Below are 19,881 nucleotides of genomic sequence, written 5' to 3' on the forward strand. Positions count from 1 at the left end.
TCCAGGGTGTCGCGGACCTGCGGCGCCGCAACCGGAACAGCGGCACGGTTCGGGCGGGTGCCGAGTCGGAAGGCGGCCCGATAGTCGGAAGGCGGGTCGAGTCGGAAGGCGGTCAGCGGCGGACGCGGGGCATGCCGAGGCCGATCCACGAGATGATCTCGCGCTGGATCTCGTTGTTGCCGCCGCCGAAGGTGAAGATGACGGCGCTGCGGTAGCCGCGTTCGAGCTCGCCGTGGAGGACCGCGCCGGCGGAGCCGTCCTTCAGGGGGCCCGCGGCCGCGACGACCTCCATCAGCCAGGCGTACGCGTCGCGTCGCGCCTCGGAGCCGTACACTTTCACGGCGGAGGCGTCCTGCGGGGTGAGGGTGCCGTCCTCGACGGCACCCACCATCTGCCAGTTGAGCAGCTTCATCGCGTCGAGCCGGGCGTGGGTGCGGGCCAGGCGGCCCCGGACCCACGACAGGTCGATGACGCGGCGGCCGTCGGCGAGCTTGGTCTCGGCCGCCCAGCGCCGGACGTCGTGCAGCGCCCGGATGGCCATGGTGCCGTGGGCGGCGAGGGTGACCCGCTCGTGGTTGAGCTGGTTGGTGATCAGCCGCCAGCCCTTGTTCTCCTGCCCGACGCGGCGGCTCGCGGGGACGCGGATGTTCTCGTAGTGGCTGGCCGTGGTGTCGTGGGAGGCCAGGGTGTTGATGAGGGTGCACGAGTAGCCGGGGTCGGAGGTCGGGACCAGCAGCATGGTGATGCCCTTGTGCGCGGGCGCCTCGGGATCGGTGCGGACCGCGAGCCACACCCAGTCGGCGGTGTCGCCGTTGGTGGTCCAGATCTTCTGCCCGTTGACGACGTACGTCCCGGTCTCCTCGTCGCCCTCGCGGACCGCCTTGCACTTGAGCGCGGCGAGGTCGGTGCCGGCATCGGGCTCGCTGTAGCCGATGGCGAAGTCGATCTCGCCGGAGAGGATCCGGGGCAGGAAGTACGCCTTCTGCTCGTCGGTGCCGAACTGCATCAGGGTGGGCCCGACGGTGTTCAGCGCCATCAGCGGCAGCGGTACGACGGCCTGCGCGGCCTCGTCGAAGAAGATGAACTGGTCCATCGCCGACATGCCGCGCCCGCCGTACTCCTCGGGCCAGCCGACCCCGAGCCAGCCGTCGGTCCCGAGCCGGCGGATGGTCTCCCGGTAGAAGCGCTTCTGGGCGGCCGGGTCCTCGTAGCGGGCGTAGACGTCCTGCGGTACCAGCTCGGCGAAGTAGGCACGCAGCTCTGCGCGCAACTGCCGCTGCTCAGGCGTGTATTCGAGGTGCACGGCCCCTCCGGGAATCTCGCGGCGGATCGTGGATCGTGGATCGCGGTGCGCGACTGGCGCAGGGCACAGTAGAACGTGTTCCAGCAATCCGGAAGGGTGCTGCACGCCGGAGAGGGCCTTGCTGAGCCTGGGGGGGCGGGGCGGGGGCAGGGGCGTCTGCGGGGGGCTGGCGTCTGCGGGGGGCTGGCGTCTGCCGGCCGCCTTCCCCCCTTCCGGGTCACGGCGTCAGCGCGTCACGGCTCCGATCATCGCCGCGGCCGTCGCCGCCATCGCCGTGCGGGCCGCCTTCAGGTACGGGCGCGGGTCCGCCGGGGTGAGGTGCGTGCGGATGGCCTCGGTCATGGCCAGGTTCAGCGCCGTCCCGATGTTGACCTTGCGGATGCCGCCCGCCACGGCGGCGGCGAGCTCCGCGTCCGGCAGCCCGGAGGAACCGTGCAGCACCAGCGGGACCTCCACCGCCTTGGCCAGCCGGGCCAGCAGTACGTGGTCCAGGGACGCCGTGCGGCTGGTCATCGCATGGCTGCTGCCGATCGCGACGGCCAGCGCATCGACCCCGGAGTCGGCGACGAACCGCCGCGCCTCGTCCGGATCCGTACGGGCGCCCGGCGCGTGCGGGTCCAGGGGCGCGGCACCGTTCTTGCCGCCCACCTCGCCCAACTCGGCCTCGATCCAGAGCCCGTTGGCGTGCGCCCAGTCGGCCGCCGAGCGCGTGGCCTCCAGGTTCTCCGCGTACGGGAGCTGCGCGGCGTCGTACATCACCGAGCCGAACCCCGCGTCCACGGCCTGCCGGAGCAGCTCGGGGCTCTTGACGTGGTCCAGGTGGAGGCCGACGGGGACGGCCGCGGCCTCCGCGCACGCGGCGGCGGCGCGCGAGATCGGCAGCAGCGCGCCGTCGCGGAACTTCACGGCGTTCTCGCTGAGTTGGAGGATGACCGGCAGACCGGCCTGCTCCGCGCCCGCGACGACGGCTTCGGCGTGCTCCAGGGTGATGATGTTGAACGCGGCGACGGCCCGGCCTTCGGCGGCCGCCTCCCGTACGAGCGCTCCGGCGGACGCGAGCGTCATCGGACCGCCTCCTCGCCGGCGGCGAGGATCACCGAACGGGTCAGGTTCCGCGGCCGGTCCGGGTCGAGCTCCTGGTGGGCGGCGACGGCGAGGGCCAGACGGTGTACCCGTACCAGCTCGGCGAGCGGGTCGAGCCGGCCGGCCACCCACTGCCCGCCGGCGATGTGCACCTGCTCGGCGAGACCCTCGGGGGCCTCCCCCAGGCACCAGGTGACGGTGCCCGGCCCGGTGATGCTGATCGGCCCGTGCCGGTACTCCATCGCCGGGTACGACTCGGCCCAGGACAGCGAGGCCTCGCGCATCTTCAGCGCCGCCTCGTGCGCGAGGCCCACGCTCCAGCCGCGACCGAGGAACGTGAACTGGCCGCTGCTGACAGCCTGTTCGGGCAGCGGCTGCGCCAGGGCCGTCCGGGCGTCGGCGACCGCGGCTGCGGTGTGCCGACCGACGTGGGCGCGCAGCAGGGTCAGGGCGGTGGTGGCGAAGCGGGTCTGCACGACGGACTGCTCGTCGGCGAAGTCGAGGACGACGAGCTCGTCGGCCAGCGCCATCACCGGGGTCGCCGGATCCCCGACGACCGCGGTCGTCGGCACGCCCGCGTCCCGCAGCCCGGCCAGCAGGTCCAGCACCTCGGTGGTCGTGCCGGAGCGGGTCAGGGCGACCACGCGGTCGTAGCGGCGGTGCACGGGGAATTCGGAGGCGGGGAACGCGTCGGTCTCGCCCTGGCCGGCCTCCTCGCGGAGGGCCGCGGCCGCTTGGGCCATGTAGTACGAGGTCCCGCATCCGACGATCGCGGTACGCTCCCCCGGCCGCGGCAGCACCGCCCGCCGCGCCGGGGCCAGTTCGGCGGCCCGCTCCCAGCACTCCGGCTGTGTGCCCAACTCGTACGCGACGTGGCTCATGGCAGCTCCCTAGCCAGGTTGGTGCGCTTTTCTGCAAGTTAGCGGGTACTTTCGCGCAACTTCAAGCATTTCGGGACGGAGCGTCTGGGCTAGTGTCGTGGGACGAAGGCAGGAAGAGAACGAGAAGGGGAGGGGCCGTACGAGTGAGGGGGAGAACGCCGTGGGCGCCATGACCCGCAAGGAGCGCTGGCAATCACTGCTCGATCTGCTGGTGGAGCGGGGCGAGTTGGAGGTCGAACCGGCGGCGGAGGCCCTCGGCGTGTCCGCCGCGACCGTCCGCCGCGACCTCGACCAGCTGGCCGAGCAGCAGCTACTGGTCCGCACCCGGGGCGGGGCGGTCGTGCACGGAGTGTCGTACGAACTCCCGCTGCGCTACCGCACGTCCCGGCGGGCCGCCGAGAAACGCCGCATCAGCGAGGCGGTGGCGGCCCTGGTGACGCCGGGCGAGGTGATCGGCCTGACCGGCGGCACCACGACCACGGAGGTGGCCCGGGCCTTGGCCGGCCGCCCTGACCTGGCGACGGGCTCGCCGGCGCTGACGGTGGTGACCAACGCCCTCAACATCGCGGGAGAGCTCGTCATCAGACCGCAGTTCAAGATCGTGCTGACGGGCGGGGTGGCCCGCGCCCAGTCGTACGAGCTGACCGGCCCGCTGGCCCAGCAGGTGCTGGGGCAGCTCACCGTGGACACCGCGATCGTCGGGGTCGACGCCTTCGACCCGGCCGACGGCGCAGCCACCCGCCACGAGGACGAGGCCGCGATGAACCGCCTCCTGTGCGACCGCGCCCGCCGCGTGGTCATCGCGGCCGACTCCACCAAGCTCGGCGCCCGCGCCTTCGCCCGCATCTGCCCGACCCAATCGGTCCACACCCTGGTCACGGACACGGGCCTGACCCCGTCGGTGGCAGCGGAGTTCGAGGCGGCGGGGGTGGGGGTGGTGCGGGTCTAGGGGTGGGGACGGGACGCTACTGCTGGGCGGGAACCGAGGGGCGGGGTCACGGTCGACCGGGGTCGGGGAGCGTCCGGACGCCCCCGGACACCCACCGACCCCGCCCCACCGTGACCCCGTCTCTGCCGGGCCCCGTCCGACCAGGCGGCCACGGAAACTCCCCCACCCCCCACGCCCCCTCAGTGCGCCGGCAGTCTTCCCGCCTCACGGCGCAACGCCGCCAGGACCGGGGCGATCAGTGGGTGGGTCTCTGCGCCGCGCCGGGTCGCGGCGAAGACGCGGCGGGTTGCCGCCGGGCCCGAGACCGGGCGGACCTGGACCTCCTTGAGGTCCATGCCGCGCAGGGCCGAGCGCGGGACCAGGGCCACCCCGGCGCCCGCGCCGACCAGGGCCGTGACGGCCCGGAAGTCGTCGGAGGAGTGCACGAAGCGCGGCTGGAAGCCCGCCAGCTCGCAGGCGGTCAGGGTCACGTCGTGGCACGGGTTCCCGGGGTACTGCCCCACCCAGTCCGCGTCCGACAGGTCGGCCAGGGCGATCTCGGGCAGGTCGGCCAGCGCATGCCCCGACGGGAGCACCGCGTCGAAGGGCTCGGCGTACAGCGGGATGACGGACAGGCGGCCGTCGTCGGCGCCGGGGGCTCCGCGGTACTCGACGGCGAGGGCGAGGTCGGCTTCGCCGTCGAGCAGCAGCGGCAGGCTCTCGTCGCCCTCCGCGTCCCGCACGCGGAGCCGGATGCCGGGGTGCTCGTGGGCGAGCCGGGTGATGGCCGGGGCGAGGACCTCGGCGATGCCCGTGGCGAAGGCGGCGACCGTGACCTCGCCGGCGGAGCCTCCCGCGTAGGCGGCGAGTTCGGCTTCGGCGCGTTCCAGCTGGGCCAGGACCTCGTGGGCGTGCCCGAGCAGGATCTCGCCGGCTGCGGTCAGCCGTACGCCCCGGCCGCTGCGGGTCAGCAGCACGTGCCCCGTCTCCTGCTCCAGCGCCGCGAGCTGCTGGGAGACGGCGGAGGGGGTGAGGTACAGGGCGGCGGCCGCGGCGGTCACCGTACGGTGGTCCGCCACGGCCCGCAGGATGCGCAGCCGGCGGGGGTCGATCACCCCTCCATGATGTCAGCCCTGAGCAGCACCGAGAGCCGCGCGGGCGTCGATGAAGGCGGCGACGGCGCGCTCGACGTCCGCGGTCGAGTGGGCGGCGGAGAGCTGCACGCGGATGCGCGCCTGGCCCATGGGGACGACGGGGTACGAGAACCCGATCACGTACACGCCGCGCTCCAGCAGGAGCTCCGCCATGCGGGCCGCCTCGGCCGCGTCGCCGATCATGACGGGCGCGATGGCGTGGTCGCCGGGCAGGATCTCGAAGCCGGCCTCGGTCATCTTCGTACGGAAGAGCTTCGTGTTGTCCGCGAGGCGCTCGCGCAGGTCGCCGGCCGACTCCAGCAGGTCGAGGACCTTCAGGGAGGCGGCGGCGATGACCGGGGCGAGGGAGTTCGAGAAGAGGTACGGGCGCGAGCGCTGGCGCAGCAGCTCGACGATCTCGGTGCGGGCGGCGACGTAGCCGCCGGACGCGCCGCCGAGGGCCTTGCCGAGGGTGCCGGTGATGATGTCGACGCGGTCCATGACGCCGTGCAGCTCGGGGGTGCCGCGGCCGCCGGGGCCGACGAAGCCGACGGCGTGGGAGTCGTCGACCATGACCATGGCGTCGTAGCGGTCGGCGAGGTCGCAGATCTCCGTGAGGGGGGCGACGTAGCCGTCCATGGAGAAGACGCCGTCGGTGACGATCAGCTTGCGGCGGGCGCCGCCCTCGGTGGCCTCCTTCAGGCGGGCCTCGAGCTCGGCCATGTCGCGGTTGGCGTAGCGGAAGCGGCGGGCCTTGGAGAGGCGGATGCCGTCGATGATGGAGGCGTGGTTGAGGGCGTCGGAGATGACCGCGTCCTCGGCGCCGAGGATGGTCTCGAAGACGCCGCCGTTGGCGTCGAAGCAGGAGGAGTAGAGGATCGTGTCCTCCTGGCCGAGGAACGCGGACAGGCGCGCCTCGAGCTCCTTGTGCACCTCCTGGGTTCCGCAGATGAAGCGGACGGACGCCATGCCGTAGCCCCAGCGGTCGAGGGCTTCCTTGGCGGCGGCGACGACCTCGGGGTGGTCGGCGAGGCCGAGGTAGTTGTTGGCGCAGAAGTTGAGGACCTCACCGGGGGTGCCGCCGGCGGTGACGGCGACGGCGGCGCTCTGCGGGGTGCCGATGACGCGCTCGGGCTTGTGCAGGCCCGCGGAGCGGATCTCGTCGAGGGTGGCGCGAAGGTCCTCGCGGACGGTCTCGAACATGGTGCGGTGCTCGCTTTCTCCTCGTGCGGCGGAGGGAGATCGAGGGAGGGAGGGAGGGAGGGAGGGGGGCCGGGCCCCGCGGAGGGGGGAGGGTTTGCGGGGCCCGGCCGGAGGGAGATGGTCTGTGGCGGACCGGATGGTCCGCGTCGGGCCGGCGGCCCGGATCGAACCGGTCAGTCGGCCCGTGCCGGATCGGACGGCCCGTACCGAACCAGTCGGCCCGTACCGGACCGTACCGCCCGTACCGGACCGGTCAGACCGTGCCGGACCCGACCGCCCGTACAAGGCCAGTCAGCCCGTATCAGGCCGGACCGGCCCCGGTCAGGCCGTCCAGTCCAGGATGATCTTGCCGCTGCGGGCCGTGGCCGCCTCGTCGAACGCGGCCTCGAAGTCGCGGTGCGAGTAGCGGCCCGTGATGACGGGGCTGAGGTCGAGCCCGCCCTCCAGCAGCACCGTCATCGCGTACCAGGTCTCGAACATCTCGCGGCCGTAGATGCCCTTGATCGTGATCATCGAGGTGACGATCTTCGCCCAGTCCACCGGGAACTCCTGGGCGGGCAGGCCGAGCATGGCGATCTTGCCGCCGTGCGTCATGTTGTCGATCATGTCGCGCATCGCCTCGGCGCGGCCGGACATCTCCAGGCCGACGTCGAAGCCCTCGCGCAGCCCCAGCTGCGCCTGGGCGTCGGCGATCGTCTTCTGCGACACGTCGAGGGCCAGCGTGGCGCCCGCCTTCCGGGCGATCTCGAGGCGCTCGGGGCTGACGTCGGTGATGACGACGTTGCGCGCACCGGCGTGCTTGGCGACGGCCGCGGCCATGATGCCGATCGGGCCGGCGCCGGTGATCAGCACGTCCTCGCCGACCAGCGGGAACGACAGGGCGGTGTGGACCGCGTTGCCGAACGGGTCGAAGATCGCCGCGACGTCCAGGTCGACGGCGGTGCGGTGCACCCACACGTTCTGCGCGGGCAGGACGACGTACTCGGCGAAGGCGCCGTCGCGCCCGACGCCGAGGCCGACCGTGCTGCGGCACAGGTGGCGACGGCCGGCGAGGCAGTTGCGGCACTTGCCGCAGACGAGGTGGCCCTCGCCGCTGACCAGGGCGCCGATCTCGATGTCGCGAACGTCGGCGCCGATCGCGGCCACCTCGCCGACGAACTCGTGGCCGAGCACGAGCGGGGTCTTGACGGCGCCCTGCGCCCAGCCGTCCCAGGAGCGGATGTGCAGGTCGGTGCCGCAGATGCCGGTGCGGAGCACCTTGATCAGCACGTCGCCGGCGCCGTACTCCGGCTCGGGGACGTCCATGAGCCACAGCCCGGGTTCGGCTTTGTGCTTGACGAGTGCCTTCATGGCGTGGCTCCAGGCATGTGCAGGGGGCGCCGCGACCGAAGTGACAGGTGCGGCGTATCGACAGTGACCAATCTGCCGAGAGCGGCGGTGATCAGTCCATCGAGGATTTCTTAAGCGGGTCGACAGCCCAGCTTCACGCCTATGCTCCTCACGTGAAGGGCTGTGGCCTGCGCAAGAGGCCGTGGTCGGGGCAGGGAATGGGGAGGTGTGGGGCGTGCCGAGTCTGCGCAGCAGAGCGCTGTCGGTCGCGCTGATCGCGGCGGGTCGGCGAAGACGGTTCGCGAGTGCCGAGGCGGTGCGCGCCAGGGTGGCGGAGTCGGCGCGCCGGCCTGCGTCGCACCTGCCTCCGCGGTCGCTGGGCCGGGTCGCGGAGATCTCGCGCACCTTCGTCGGGGCGTGGCCGGTGTACGACGTGTGCCCGCGCGGGGCCGAACCGGCGGCGCAGGTGCTGTACGTGCACGGCGGCGGGTACATCCACGAGCTGGTCCGGCCGCACTGGGCGATGATCCGGACGCTGGTGACGCAGGCGCAGGCCCGGGTGGTGGTGCCGGCGTACATACTGGCGCCGCGGGGCACCGCGGACCGGACGGTTCCGGTGGCTGCGGACCTGCTGAGCGGCCTGATCGAGGGCGGCGGGGCGGGCGGGACGGTGCTCATCGGGGATTCGGCGGGGGCCGGGCTGGCGCTGGCCGCCGCGCAGCGGCTGCGCGACCGTACGGGTGCCCAGCCGTCCCGGATCGTGCTGATCTCCCCGTGGGTGGACCTGACCATGAGCCATCCCGACCAGGCGGCGCTGGAGGCGGCCGATCCGGTGCTGGCGCGGCCGGGGCTGCTGGAGGCGGGCCGGCTGTACGCGGGGACGCTGGCGGCCGACGACCCGCGGGTGAGCCCGCTGCACGGCTCGTTCCGGGGTCTCGCGCCGATGACGGTGTTCACCGGTACCCGGGACGTGCTGAGCACGGACAGCCACGAGCTGCTGCGGCGGGCCCGGGGGGCCGGTGCGGAGGTGGAGTTCCACGAGGAGCCGGGGCTGCCGCACGTGTACCCGCTGCTGCCGGTGCCGGAAGGGCGCGCGGCGCGGGAGCGGATCGTGCAGCTGATCCGGTCCGCGGCGGTCGACGAGTGACGGCAGCCGCGGGGCCGGGGCCGGTCAGGCCGTGCACGTCATGAGCGAGCTGAAGGGCCGGGCCTTGTAGGCGCTCCAGTAGGCCTCGTCGCGTGCCGCGTCCGCGGGCGGGGTGCGGCTGGGCTGCCAGCCGACGGTTCTGAAGCCTGCCTCCACGGCGGCCTCGGCGAAGTCGGCGTGGGCCCATTCGCGGAACTCGAAGTCGACCGAGGGCTCGGTGAGGAACTGCGCCTTGAGCAGGGGTACGTCGCCTTCCGGGACGCGGTCGACGATGCGGACGCCGTACGGCGACCAGTCGACGTGCGGGAAGGCGCCGGGGTTGGGGACGATGGCCAGCAGGCGGCCGCCGTCGCGCAGGTTGGCGCGGACGGAGCGGAACATGGAGTGCAGGGTGGTCCGGTCGGGCGCGTAGTCGAACAGGTAGACGGCGGTGGCCAGGTCAAAGGCGGCCATGCGGGGCAGTTCGGCGGCGTCGGCGACCACGTACTGGATGCGGCCGTGGTGCTCGCTGCCGGCTTCGGCGCGGGCCAGGCGGATCATCTTCTCGGAGATGTCCACGCCGACGGCGCGCCGGGCTCCGCCGCGGGCGAGCAGCCGGGTGTTGTGGCCGTGTCCGCAGGCCAGGTCGAGGGTGTCGAGCCCCCGTACCCCGCCGAGGGCGTCGAGCGCGCCGAGCAGGGTGTGGGTGTCGGCGGCCGAGAAGGCCGCCGTGCTCTTCGACTCCACGAACCGTTCGCCGATGGTGTCGTACTGGAACCGCATGCTCTGCCTTCCGTGGCCGGGTGGACGCCTGCGTAGGGTGCCCCGGGGCCCGGCCCCGGTCCGCGCGGGCGCGGGCGCGTCCCCCGGACGGGGCGGCGTTCGGGTCAGTGCGTACGGCGTCCGGGGTGTGCGGCGGGCCCGGGCGGCGCGGGCCGTAGGGCAGCGTGGGCACCTCGAACGGCAGCTCGAAGGTCTCCAACCCGAGTGCGGCGGCGAGCGACGCGCTGTTCTTCGTCAACGCCCGGTAGGGCTGCCGGTGGGGCGGGGCCGGGGGGTGGCTGCGATTGCGGGGGTGGCGGGTTGCCGGGAGAAGGCCCGGCGCGGGGATGCAGCGCCGGGCGGGGCGGGGGCATGCTGACTGTGTGACGGCGAGACCGGAGCGCGGCCCTGCCGGCGATGCCACGGCCCGGGTGCTCGTACGGGCGACGGTGGATGCGGTGAAGGCCCAGGGCGGGTTCGCGGGCGGGGTCTACCTGCGCTCGGGCACGGAGGGGCTGCTGCTGCTGGCGGTGGTGACCGGTCTCCCGGCGCGGCTGTTCCGGCCGTGGTGGCGGATGCACGTGAACCGCCCGTACCCGGTCGCGGAGGCGTACCGCAGCGGGCAGCCGGTGCACCTGCCGGACGCGGAGTCGGCGATGCGGCGCTTCCCGCAGCTGATGGCGGGGCTGCCGTTTCCGTTCGGGTCGCTGTACGAGCCGGTGTCCGCGGGGCCGGAGCGGTTCGGGGTGCTGTGGGTGATGCGGCCCGAGACGCCGGGGGCCGCGGTGGGCCTCCGGGACCGGGAGCGGCTGCGGGCGGCGGCGGAGGGGCTGGCCGGGGAGCTGGGGGCGTTGGTCGCGGCCGGGGATCCGGTGGTGTGGAACGGCGATCCGGTGCCGGTGGCTCCGGCGGGGCGGGCGCAGGGGGCGCGCGAGGCGGTGGAGCGGCTGCCGCAGGCGGTGCTGTCGGTGGACCGCGCGGGCAGGATCCGCTACGTGAACGGGGCCGCGGCCCGGCTGGGCCTGGGCGGGCCGGACCTGCGGGGGCGGGTGCTGTGGGAGGCGGTGCCGTGGCTGGGGCAGCCGGCGTACGAGGACCACTTGCGGGCGGTGTTCATCGCGGGGGAACCGGTGGTCTTCCCGGCGCGGCGGGGCCGCACGCCACACGCGGAGTGGGTGGCGGTGGAGCTGTATCCCGGTCCGGACGGGGTGACGGTGCTGGTCGGCGAGGGCGACCGGCCGGCGTACGGGCCCGATGCGGAGGCCGGGCCGCGGGCGGGCAGCACGGGTTCGGCGACGGGCCCGGGTGCACCGGGGGAACCGGAAGAACCGAGGGAACCGGGGGAACCGAGGGGCCCGGGTGAACCGGGGGGCCCAGGCGCACACGGGGGCCCGGGGTCGCCGAGGGCCCGGGTTTCACCGACGGGACTGGATTCTCCGGCGGACCGGGCGTCGGCGCTGTACCGGCCGGTGGCGCTGGCGATCGCGCTGACGGAGGCGGTCACGGCCCGGCAGGTGTCTGCGGTGGTCACGCAGGAGTTGCTGCCGGCGTTCGGCGGCCGCCAGCTGGCCATCTACCTGCTCAACGAGCGGCACCTGCACCTGGCGTGGGAGACGGGGTTCCCGCAGGGGTTCCTGAACCGGTTCGACGGGGTGGGGCTGGACGCGCGGCTGCCGGGTGTGGAGGCTCTGACCACGGGCCGGCCGATCTTCTTCGAGTCGATGGAGCACCTGGCGGCCGCGTATCCGGGGATCCCGCTGGACGCGCACGTCGGGGCGCGGGCGTTCCTGCCGCTGATCGCGTCGGGCCGGCCGGTGGGCTCGTGCATCCTCGGCTTCGACACGCCGCGCGGGTTCTCCCCGGAGGAGCGCACGGTGCTGACGGCGCTGGCCGGGCTGATCGCGCAGGCCCTGGAGCGGGCCCAGCGCTACGACTCGGAGGCGGCGCTGGCGCGCGGGCTCCAGTCGGCGCTGCTGCCGCACCGGCTGCCGGTGCGCGAGCACGTGGAGACGGTGGGGCGGTACCTGCCGGGCACGACGGGCATGGACGTGGGCGGCGACTGGTACGACGTGGTCGAGACGGGCACGGGCCGCCTGGCGCTCGTGATCGGGGACGTGCAGGGCCACGGGGTGGCGGCCGCGGCGACGATGGGCCAGCTGCGCAGCGCCGTACGGGCCTTCGCGCTGAGCGGGAACGCCCCGGAGCAGGTGGTGTCGGGGACGAACCGGCTGCTGATCGACCTTGACCCGGGGCAGTTCGCCAGCTGCTGCTACGTGGTGCTCGACCCGGTGTCGGGCGCTGCCCAGGCGGTGCGGGCCGGGCACCCGCAGCCGCTGCTGCGCCATCCGGACGGGCGGGCCGAGGTACTGGACCTGCCGGGCGGGGTGGTCCTCGGGGTGGACGCGGGGGCGGTGTATCCGGTGACGCGGCTGCACCTGGCCCCGGGCGCGGTGCTGGCGCTGTACACGGACGGGCTGGTGGAGGTGCCCGGCCTGGACTTCGACCTCGGCGTGGAGCGGCTGAGGGCGGCGCTGGCGGCGGCCCGGCCGTCGCCGCTGGCGGAGACGGCCGACCGGCTGGTCGGCGAGGTGGGCGGGAGCGCGGACCGGCCGGACGACATGGCGCTGCTGTTGGCGTCCCGCCCGGCCGCCCCGGGCCGGCGGTGATCGTCTTCGTCCGGTGCGGTGTCGCGGCGGCCACACATCGGCAAAGCGGAAGAAAATTTGCGCGCCCCCCGCTGCGGTTCCCGTACGGGGAGACTGTGCAGCATTCACGCGGTCTTAACGTCAGCGAAGGGCCCCGGACACTCCACGGAACGATGGAATCCGCAGGCGGTGCACTCTTGACCTGCGGAATCCCTCGGGGATTCCATGTCGGCCCGGGAGCCACTTCGAACATCTCTGCTCACCACCGCCCCGGAGGCGATACCGCTCCCGCCTCTCAGCTCACCGCATCTGCCGATCGGAACCCCGTACCGATGACTGAAACGATCAGCGCCCCGCAGGCCCTCGCGCCGGCCACCGGCCCCACCCCCCAGAAACTCAAGCGTTCCATCGGCGTCGTCGGCGGGACCCTGCTGACGCTCTCGTGCGTGACGCCCGCGTCGACCCTGTTCGTGGTCGTGCCCGACCTGTTCGCGGACCTGGGTACGTGGACCGCCCTGACGATCGCCATCGGCTCGCTGCTCTGCATCGGTGTGGCGTTCTGCTACTCGGAGCTCGGCACGCTGATCCCCAGCGCCGGCGGCGAGTACGCGATGGTCTCCACGCTGGCGGGCCGGCTCGCCGGCTGGCTGGTGTTCGTACTGTCCCTGCTCGTGGTGATGATCGTGCCGCCCGTGATCGCCATGGGCACGGCCGACTACCTCGCGCCGATCGTCCACATACCGGCCCCCGTCGCCGGCGGCGGCGTGATGCTGCTGGCCACGCTGGCCGGCCTGCTGGACCTGCGGGCCAACGCCTGGATCACCGGCATCTTCCTGGTGCTGGAGGTCGTCGCCGCCGCGCTGGTCGCCGTCCTCGGCTTCGCGCACGGCGAGCGGGGCGCGGACGCACTGGTGCACGGCGTCGCCGCGGGCGAGGGCGGTGCGTCCTCCCCCGTGACCGCGATGATGGTCGTCTCCGGACTCGCGATCGCCCTGTTCATCACCCAGGGCTTCTCCACCGCCGTGTACCTGTCGGAGGAGCTGGAGAACCCGCGCCGCAACGTGGCCCGTACGGTCCTCGCGACGCTCGCCATCTCCACCGCCGTCATCCTGGTCCCGGTCATCGCCATCACCGTGGGCGCCCCGGACCTGGGCGCGCTGGCCGAGGGCGACCTCGGCGGGATGGTGACCGCCTGGTCGAACTCGGCCGTGGGCACCTTCGTCAGCCTGTGCGTGGCGCTGGCCATCATCAACGCCGGCATCGTCATGGTGATCCAGAACTCGCGCGTGCTGTTCGCCTCCGCCCGCGACAAGGCCTGGCCCGAGCCGGTCAACAACGCCCTCTCCAAGCTGGGCCGCTTCGGCTCGCCGTGGGTGGCCACCCTGGTGGTCGGCGTCCCGGGCGCGGCGCTGTGCTTCGTCAACCTCGACACGCTGTACGGCGTCACCGGCGTCTCGGTGACCGGCATGTACCTGCTGGTCGCGGTGGCCGCGCTGTTCGCCCGGCGCGGGGCGCACCGGCAGGTGGCCGCGTGGCGGATGCCGCTGTGGCCGGCCGTGCCGATCGCGCTGATCGCCGTCCTCGCGTACATCCTGACCCAGCAGGAGACCCAGTACCTGCTGTGGACGGGCGGGATCACCGCCGTGGCGACGCTCTACTGGGCGCTGTACCTGCGGCCGCGGCAGGACTCCCGCTGGCTGGTCAGCGTCCCCGATGACGAGGCCTCCGCGGCCGACGTGGCCGACGTGGCCGACGCGGCTCCGACCGAGGTCGGTGCCGGAACGGCAGCCGTTCCCGGGATCGCCGTCGAGGGCGCCCCGGCGTAGCAGGACCCCAAGGGAGACAACCGGTCGGCGGGGCCGGCCGTCGGCGGGAGCGCCGGCGGCCGGCCCCGCCGTTCAGCGTGCGGCGGCGGTCGCCGGGCCGCTGCCCAGGCCGAGGGTGAGTGCGGTGTTCACCAGGCCGACGTGGCTGAACGCCTGGGGGAAGTTGCCCAGCTGGCGGCGGGCGACGGGGTCGTACTCCTCGGCGAGGAGCCCGACGTCGTTGCTCACCTCCAGCAGCCGTTCGAACAGCTCCCGGGCCTCCTTCTCGCGGCCGGTCATGTGCAGGGCGTCGGCGAGCCAGAAGGAGCAGGCCAGGAAGGCGCCCTCGGATCCGGGCAGCCCGTCCACCGAGGCGCCCTCGGTGCTGTAGCGGCGCACCAGGCCGCTGCTGCCGAGCTCGGCGCGGACGGCGTCGACCGTGCCGACCACGCGGGGGTCGTCGGGCGGCAGGAAGCCGACCCTGGGAATGAGCAGGGTGGCGGCGTCCAGCTCCTGCGAGCCGTAGGCCTGGGTGAAGGTGTTGCGCACGGGGTCGTAGCCGTTCTCGCACACGTCGCGGTGGACGGCCTCCCGCATGGACCGCCAGCGCTCGACGTCGCCGTGCTCGGAGGGGTCGCCCTCCAGGGTGCGCACGGCCCGGTCGGCGGCCACCCAGGCCATCACCTTGGAGTGCACGAAGTGCCGGCGCGGGCCGCGGACCTCCCACAGGCCCTCGTCGGGCCGGCGCCAGTTGCGCTCCAGGAAGTCCAGCAGGGCGAGCTGGATCCGCCAGGCGTGCCGCTCGGCGGGCAGCCCGGCCGACCTCGCCAGGTGGAGGGAGTCCAGCACCTCCCCGTACACGTCGAGCTGGAGCTGGCTCACGGCCGCGTTGCCGATCCGGACGGGCGCGGAGTAGGCGTAGCCGCTCAGCCAGGGCAGTTCGGCCTCGGGGATCCGCCGCTCGCCGCCGATCCCGTACATGATCTGCAGGTCGGCGGGGTTTCCGGCGACGGCGCGCAACAGCCATTCGCGCCAGGCGCGGGCCTCGTCGAGGTAGCCGGTCGCGAGGAGGGAGCCGAGGGTGAGGGTGGAGTCGCGCAGCCAGCAGTAGCGGTAGTCCCAGTTGCGGATGCCGCCGATCTCCTCGGGCAGGGAGGTGGTGGCGGCCGCGGCGATCCCGCCGGTGGGGGCGTAGGTGAGGGCCTTGAGGGTGACCAGGGAGCGGGTCACGGCCTCCTTGTAGGGGCCCTCGTAGCGGCACTGGGCGGCCCAGTCGCGCCAGTCGGCGAGGCTCAGCTCCAGGGCCGTGTACGGATCCACGGGCTCGGGGCGCGGTTCGTGCGAGGGGTGCCAGGTGAGGACGAAGGCGACGCGCTCGCCGGCGGAGACGGTGAACTCGGAGCGGGTGCTGTTCGCCTCGCCCCAGGTGCGCACGGGCGGTTCGCTGCGGAACCAGGCGGAGTCGGGTCCGGCGACGGCGACCCGGTCGCCGTCGCGGCGGCGGACCCAGGGCACGACGTGCCCGTAGTCGAAGCGCAGCCGCAGGGTGCTGCGGACGGTGACCTCGCCGGACAGGCCCTCGACGATGCGCATGACGTCGGGGGCCTTGTCGCGTTGCGGCATGAAGTCGATGACCTTGAGCGAGCCGCCGTCGGGGGTGTCCCAGTAGGACTCCAGGACGAGGGTGCCGTCCACGTACGCGCGCCGGGTGCAGGGCTCGCCGTCGGCGGCTGCGGCGGGGGCGATGCGCCAGTGGCCGTTCTCCCGGTCGCCGAGGAGGGCGGCGAAGCAGGCCGCCGAGTCGAAGCGCGGCAGGCACAGCCAGTCGATGGACCCGTCGCGGCCGACGAGCCCGCTGGTCATCAGGTCGCCGATGATTGCGTAGTCTTCGATGGGTTGTGTCATTTGTGCGCTTTTCCCGCGGACACGCGGGCCCAATCAGCGCACGCGGCGCCAGTTGTCAGCGCACGCAGCGCTAGTTGCGGGCGAGGAGCGTGACGGCCGCGAGGACGATGCCGAGGGCGACGGCGAGGGCGCCGTGGGCCAGGCGGTGGGCGCGCAGCACGGGCAGCAGGCGGTCGACGGCGTAGCGGCCGGGGCCGGTGAGCGCGAGGGCGGCGGCGCCCGCGGTCAGGAGGAGCTCGTACTCGATGCCCTTCGGGGCGAAGAACGACCCGGTGCCGTGGACCGCGATCGCGTTGATCATGGTGCCGACGACGGCGGCGCCGGCGAGCGGGGTGAGCAGCCCGACGGCGAGGCCGAGGCCGCCGAGGACCTCGGTCAGGCCGGCGACGACGGCCATGGCCTCGCCCGCCGGGTAGCCGCTGGCGGTGAAGAACTGGCCGGTGCCGCTGATCCCGCCGCCGCCGAACCAGCCGAAGAGCTTCTGGGAGCCGTGGGCGGCCATGGTCAGGCCGAGGACGAGGCGCAGCAGCAGGAGGCCGGTGTCGTGGCCGGGGGTCGAGAGGGCGAGGGGGGCGGCGGCCGCGGTGGCGGCCTGCGGCTTCGTCGCGGTGGCGGAGGAGCTGGTCATGGGGGTTCCTTCCGGTCGGGCGGCCCTCGGCGGAGAGGGGTGGCAGTGCGGGGGCAGGAGTAGTTCAAATTCGAACCCGCCCGAGCTGACAGTACCGATTGATTCAAATTCGAACAACCCGGTACCCTGGGCGCATGGCTGAAACGAGATGGCTCGACGATCGTGAGATGCACGCCTGGCGCGGCTTCCTGGCCGCGTCGGCGCTGGTGAACCGCCGTCTCGACCAGCAGCTCAAGGACGAGTCCGGACTCTCGCACCCCCAGTACGAGATCCTCGTACGGCTCTCCGCGGCCCCGGACCACGAGCTGCGGATGACCGAGCTGGCCAACGGCCTGATCAACTCCAAGAGCGGTCTGACCTATCAGGTCACCCAGCTGGAGAAGGCGGGCCTCGTCCGCCGCCGCAGCTGCCCCTCCGATGTGCGGGGCGTCTTCGCAGTGCTCACCGAGGCCGGGCGCGCCCGCCTGGACGAGGCGGCCCCCGGGCACGTGGCGGCCGTACGGGAGGCGCTCATCGACGTGCTCACGCCCGAGCAGCTCGACGCGATCGCCGAGGGGCTGGGCGAGGTCAGCCGGCGGCTGCGGGCGCAGGGCTGACGGGCGGGTATGGGGGACGCATGGACACGACGTTCTGGCTGATGCTCGCCGCGGTCGTCGCCCTCGGGCTGGCGGCCACGGCCGCGGTGCTGCTCGTACGGGTGGTCAGGGCGCGGCGCCTGCTGGTCGACGCGGGGATTCCGCTGCGGGACAAGGCGCTGTTCTGGCTGGCCGTGGTCTACACGGTCTCGCCGGTGGACCTGCTCCCGGATCCGGTGTACCTCGACGACATCGGCGTCCTGCTGCTGGCCCTGCGGTCGCTCCGGGCGGCGGCCTCCGCGGCAACGGCGGCACCGGCGGCCGGCGAGGCCGCGGGCCGGTGACCCCGGCCGGTGACCGCCGGCCGGGATGTCGGAGGCGGGTGGCACGATGTCCGCATGCCTCGCGACGATCTTGACACCATCTTCTGCTCCCCCGCCGCCGTCCTGGCGGCCGGGCCCACCGAGCTGGCTGAGCTGCTCGACCTGCCGGACTCCGGCGGCGGTGTGGGCCGCGAGGTCTTCGCCCAGGCGAGCGCGGTGCTCGCGGGGGCGGAGGTGCCGCGGACGGAGTTCGCCTCGTGGCTGCACTTCGCCGCGAAGGTGCTGGGACACCACGCCTACGCCGATGCGGTGGCGGCCGCCGAGCCGGCCATGCCGTGGCGGACGGTCTGGGCGTGGTGGCGGCCCGTCGGCGCCTACCGGGCCAAGCCGAACATGAGCGGGGACGCCTGCGCGGAGCTCTTCGGCACGCCGGACGGCCGTGTCCTCGTCAAGGCCTCGGCGCTGTGGACCGAGGAGCGCTGGTTCGATGCGGCCACCGGTGAGCCGGCCCCCGAGCCCGCGGAGGGCGAGGCCACCCCGCTCGATGAGGACTACGACCCGGACGGGCCGTTCCTCTTCGACCCGGAGGTCAAGGACGGGCTGCACGCCCCCGAGACCTGGGAGGAACCCATTCCGCTCGGCGGCGGCCGCTTCCTGCTGGTCGAGGCCCGCGGAATCGCCGTGGTCGAAACCGGCACCGCGACGCCCGCGGGCGGGGCCGGGGCTTCCGACGGAGCGGAGCGCGCCTCCTGGGGCACGGGGGAGCCGTGGTTCGCCGGCCCCACGGCCAACGAGTCACCGTTGGACGCGGCCCGCCTGGATGCGGTATTCGGTGCGGACTGGGTGATACGCGTGCCGGCGGAGCGGCAGCCCGAGGCGCTCACCCACCGGCCGACCCGGGAGCTGATCGCCACGGCGGGCCTGCCCGCGTGGTGGGCAGCCGGCGTGGCCTCGTTCAAGGCGGCCTGGACCGAGTCGGGGCCGCAGGACCCGCAGCCCGACGCCGACGGCCTGCTGCAGCTGGGGACGTTCGAGTGGGGGTACGACGGCGGGCCGGTGCTGGTCCACCCGCAGACGGGCGCGGTGTCGATGGTCCGGGACGGCGACGGGCCGTTCCCCCTCGCCCGGGACACCGAGACGTTCGTCCGGCTGCTGGAGGCCGTGTACCGGTTCATGGGGGCGTGCTGGGACCCGTGGCCGGGCGAGCCGGGCCACGGCGCCTTCCTGCGGGAGGTGGCGGAGCTGGAGCCGCTCTCGGTGGACACCGACGAGCCGGGCGGTGAGGCGTGGGAGCACCTGTTCGCCGGGATCACGGAGCTGAGCGTCTGGGGGTACTGACGCCAGGGTACGGGCGCCGGCGCCGGGGACACCGGCGCACGGGCCGTGCGGCTTCAGCGGACGCCCCGCGGACGGAACTGGATGCTGATGCGCGGGCCGACGGCGCGGGTGGACTTCGGCACCGCGTGCTCCATGGTGCGCTGGCAGGAGCCGCCCATCACGACGAGATCGCCGTGGCCCAAGGGCAGGCGCAGCAGGGTCGGGCCGCCGCCGCGGGGGCGCAGGACGAGGTCGCGCGGGTCGCCGACGGAGACGATCGCGACCATGGTGTCCTCGGTGGCGGAGCGGCCGATGCGGTCGCCGTGCCAGGCGACGCTGTCGCGGCCGTCGCGGTAGAGGCACAGCCCTGCGGTGGTGAAGGGCTCCCCCAGCTCGGCGGCGTAGTGCCGGGTCAGGGTTTCGCGGGCCTCGGTGAGCGCGGGGTGCGGCAGGGGTTCACCCTCGCCGTAGAAGCAGAGCAGGCGCGGTACGTCCACCTCGCGCTCGTACATCTGCCGGCGCTCGGCCCGCCAGGGCACCTCTGCGGCGAGGTGTTCGAAGAGCGCGTCGGCCCCGGTGAGCCAGCCGGGCAGGTGGTCGACCCAGGCCCCGGCACCGAGATCGGTGCGCCGCAGGCCCGTGAGCGGGCCGAGGCGGATCTCCTCGCCCTGGTCGAAGAGGGAGCCCTGGAGGCCGTGGACACTCTGGGTCGCGCGCATGGATCCACCCTAACGCTCCGCTCGAACATTCGCTCGAATGAATCCAGCCCGCGCGGCGTTCGAGCGCACCGGGCGCGAAACGCGCGGAACAGGGGCCGGGCGCAGCACAGGTGGCGTCACGTTCCGTGCCGGTTACGTGACGGTGCGCGGCGCGGCGCATAGGCTCGCTTCCGGTCGCCGACGGGTCCACGCACCCGCCGCCCTCACCCCGGGAGA

Annotated in this window: 17 protein-coding genes; 7 read left to right on the plus strand and 10 right to left on the minus strand. The window is 73.7% G+C overall.

Features of this window, described 5'->3' with window-relative positions:
- Positions 1-112 precede the first annotated feature (112 nt).
- From ABZ924_RS14420 to ABZ924_RS14430, 3 genes are all read right to left on the minus strand, one after another.
- A complete protein-coding gene (locus ABZ924_RS14420) occupies positions 113-1,303 on the minus strand; it encodes an acyl-CoA dehydrogenase family protein (protein WP_361908221.1) in 1,191 nt (396 codons plus the stop codon).
- Between the two features lie 225 nt (positions 1,304-1,528).
- On the minus strand, positions 1,529-2,368 hold the full coding sequence (locus ABZ924_RS14425; protein ID WP_361908224.1) for a class II fructose-bisphosphate aldolase: 840 nt from the start codon (positions 2,366-2,368) through the stop codon (positions 1,529-1,531).
- Complete coding sequence (locus ABZ924_RS14430) at positions 2,365-3,267, minus strand: SIS domain-containing protein (RefSeq protein WP_361908226.1); 903 nt, start codon at positions 3,265-3,267, stop codon at positions 2,365-2,367. The genes ABZ924_RS14425 and ABZ924_RS14430 overlap by 4 nt, the downstream gene beginning before the upstream one ends.
- Positions 3,268-3,436: 169 nt before the next feature.
- Between ABZ924_RS14430 and ABZ924_RS14435 the strand changes: the two genes are divergently transcribed.
- Positions 3,437-4,216, plus strand: coding sequence for a DeoR/GlpR family DNA-binding transcription regulator (locus ABZ924_RS14435; RefSeq protein WP_361908348.1), 780 nt, complete (start codon positions 3,437-3,439; stop codon positions 4,214-4,216).
- A gap of 179 nt (positions 4,217-4,395) precedes the next feature.
- On the opposite strand, the gene ABZ924_RS14440 is transcribed toward ABZ924_RS14435, so the two are convergent.
- The 3 genes from ABZ924_RS14440 to tdh form a co-directional block, all read right to left on the minus strand.
- Positions 4,396-5,310 (minus strand): LysR substrate-binding domain-containing protein, encoded by a 915-nt coding sequence (locus tag ABZ924_RS14440; RefSeq protein ID WP_361908229.1) that lies wholly within the window; start codon positions 5,308-5,310, stop codon positions 4,396-4,398.
- A gap of 12 nt (positions 5,311-5,322) precedes the next feature.
- Positions 5,323-6,531: a glycine C-acetyltransferase gene (locus ABZ924_RS14445; RefSeq protein WP_361908231.1), complete on the minus strand. Its 1,209-nt coding sequence runs from the start codon at positions 6,529-6,531 to the stop codon at positions 5,323-5,325.
- A 321-nt stretch (positions 6,532-6,852) separates the two neighbouring features.
- Positions 6,853-7,881 (minus strand): L-threonine 3-dehydrogenase, encoded by a 1,029-nt coding sequence (gene tdh / locus ABZ924_RS14450; protein ID WP_361908234.1) that lies wholly within the window; start codon positions 7,879-7,881, stop codon positions 6,853-6,855.
- Positions 7,882-8,095: 214 nt separating this feature from the next.
- Here tdh and ABZ924_RS14455 point away from each other — a divergent pair, with 214 nt between their 5' ends.
- Complete coding sequence (locus tag ABZ924_RS14455) at positions 8,096-9,007, plus strand: alpha/beta hydrolase (RefSeq protein ID WP_361908237.1); 912 nt, start codon at positions 8,096-8,098, stop codon at positions 9,005-9,007.
- A gap of 24 nt (positions 9,008-9,031) precedes the next feature.
- Here the strand turns inward: ABZ924_RS14455 and ABZ924_RS14460 are convergent, their stop codons facing one another.
- Complete coding sequence (locus tag ABZ924_RS14460) at positions 9,032-9,769, minus strand: class I SAM-dependent methyltransferase (protein WP_361908240.1); 738 nt, start codon at positions 9,767-9,769, stop codon at positions 9,032-9,034.
- 326 nt (positions 9,770-10,095) lie between these two features.
- On the opposite strand from ABZ924_RS14460, the gene ABZ924_RS14465 reads away from it, so the two are divergent.
- Entirely contained in the window at positions 10,096-12,414 is a 2,319-nt protein-coding gene (locus ABZ924_RS14465; protein ID WP_361908242.1) for a SpoIIE family protein phosphatase, read from the plus strand.
- A gap of 311 nt (positions 12,415-12,725) precedes the next feature.
- Positions 12,726-14,219, plus strand: a complete 1,494-nt coding sequence (locus ABZ924_RS14470) for an APC family permease (RefSeq protein WP_361908245.1) — start codon at positions 12,726-12,728, stop codon at positions 14,217-14,219.
- Positions 14,220-14,291: 72 nt separating this feature from the next.
- Here the strand turns inward: ABZ924_RS14470 and ABZ924_RS14475 are convergent, their stop codons facing one another.
- Both ABZ924_RS14475 and ABZ924_RS14480 read right to left on the minus strand, forming a co-directional pair.
- The gene (locus tag ABZ924_RS14475) at positions 14,292-16,103 is read right to left on the minus strand and encodes a glycoside hydrolase family 15 protein (RefSeq protein ID WP_361908248.1); all 1,812 of its coding nucleotides are present in this window, start codon (positions 16,101-16,103) and stop codon (positions 14,292-14,294) included.
- Positions 16,104-16,173: 70 nt separating this feature from the next.
- Complete coding sequence (locus tag ABZ924_RS14480; RefSeq protein WP_361908251.1) at positions 16,174-16,731, minus strand: DoxX family membrane protein; 558 nt, start codon at positions 16,729-16,731, stop codon at positions 16,174-16,176.
- A 134-nt stretch (positions 16,732-16,865) separates the two neighbouring features.
- Here ABZ924_RS14480 and ABZ924_RS14485 point away from each other — a divergent pair, with 134 nt between their 5' ends.
- From ABZ924_RS14485 to ABZ924_RS14495, 3 genes are read left to right on the plus strand one after another with little or no spacing between them, the layout of a single operon-like run.
- Positions 16,866-17,327, plus strand: coding sequence for a MarR family transcriptional regulator (locus ABZ924_RS14485; protein ID WP_361908254.1), 462 nt, complete (start codon positions 16,866-16,868; stop codon positions 17,325-17,327).
- A gap of 20 nt (positions 17,328-17,347) precedes the next feature.
- Positions 17,348-17,650, plus strand: coding sequence for a DUF1232 domain-containing protein (locus ABZ924_RS14490; protein ID WP_361908257.1), 303 nt, complete (start codon positions 17,348-17,350; stop codon positions 17,648-17,650).
- A 54-nt stretch (positions 17,651-17,704) separates the two neighbouring features.
- The gene (locus tag ABZ924_RS14495; protein WP_361908260.1) at positions 17,705-18,967 is read left to right on the plus strand and encodes an SUKH-4 family immunity protein; all 1,263 of its coding nucleotides are present in this window, start codon (positions 17,705-17,707) and stop codon (positions 18,965-18,967) included.
- Positions 18,968-19,020: 53 nt separating this feature from the next.
- Here ABZ924_RS14495 and ABZ924_RS14500 read toward each other — a convergent pair whose 3' ends face one another.
- Complete coding sequence (locus tag ABZ924_RS14500; RefSeq protein ID WP_361908261.1) at positions 19,021-19,665, minus strand: alpha-ketoglutarate-dependent dioxygenase AlkB; 645 nt, start codon at positions 19,663-19,665, stop codon at positions 19,021-19,023.
- Positions 19,666-19,881 lie beyond the last annotated feature (216 nt).

The organism is Streptomyces sp. NPDC046876, from assembly GCF_040645035.1.
Lineage (GTDB): Bacteria > Actinomycetota > Actinomycetes > Streptomycetales > Streptomycetaceae > Streptomyces.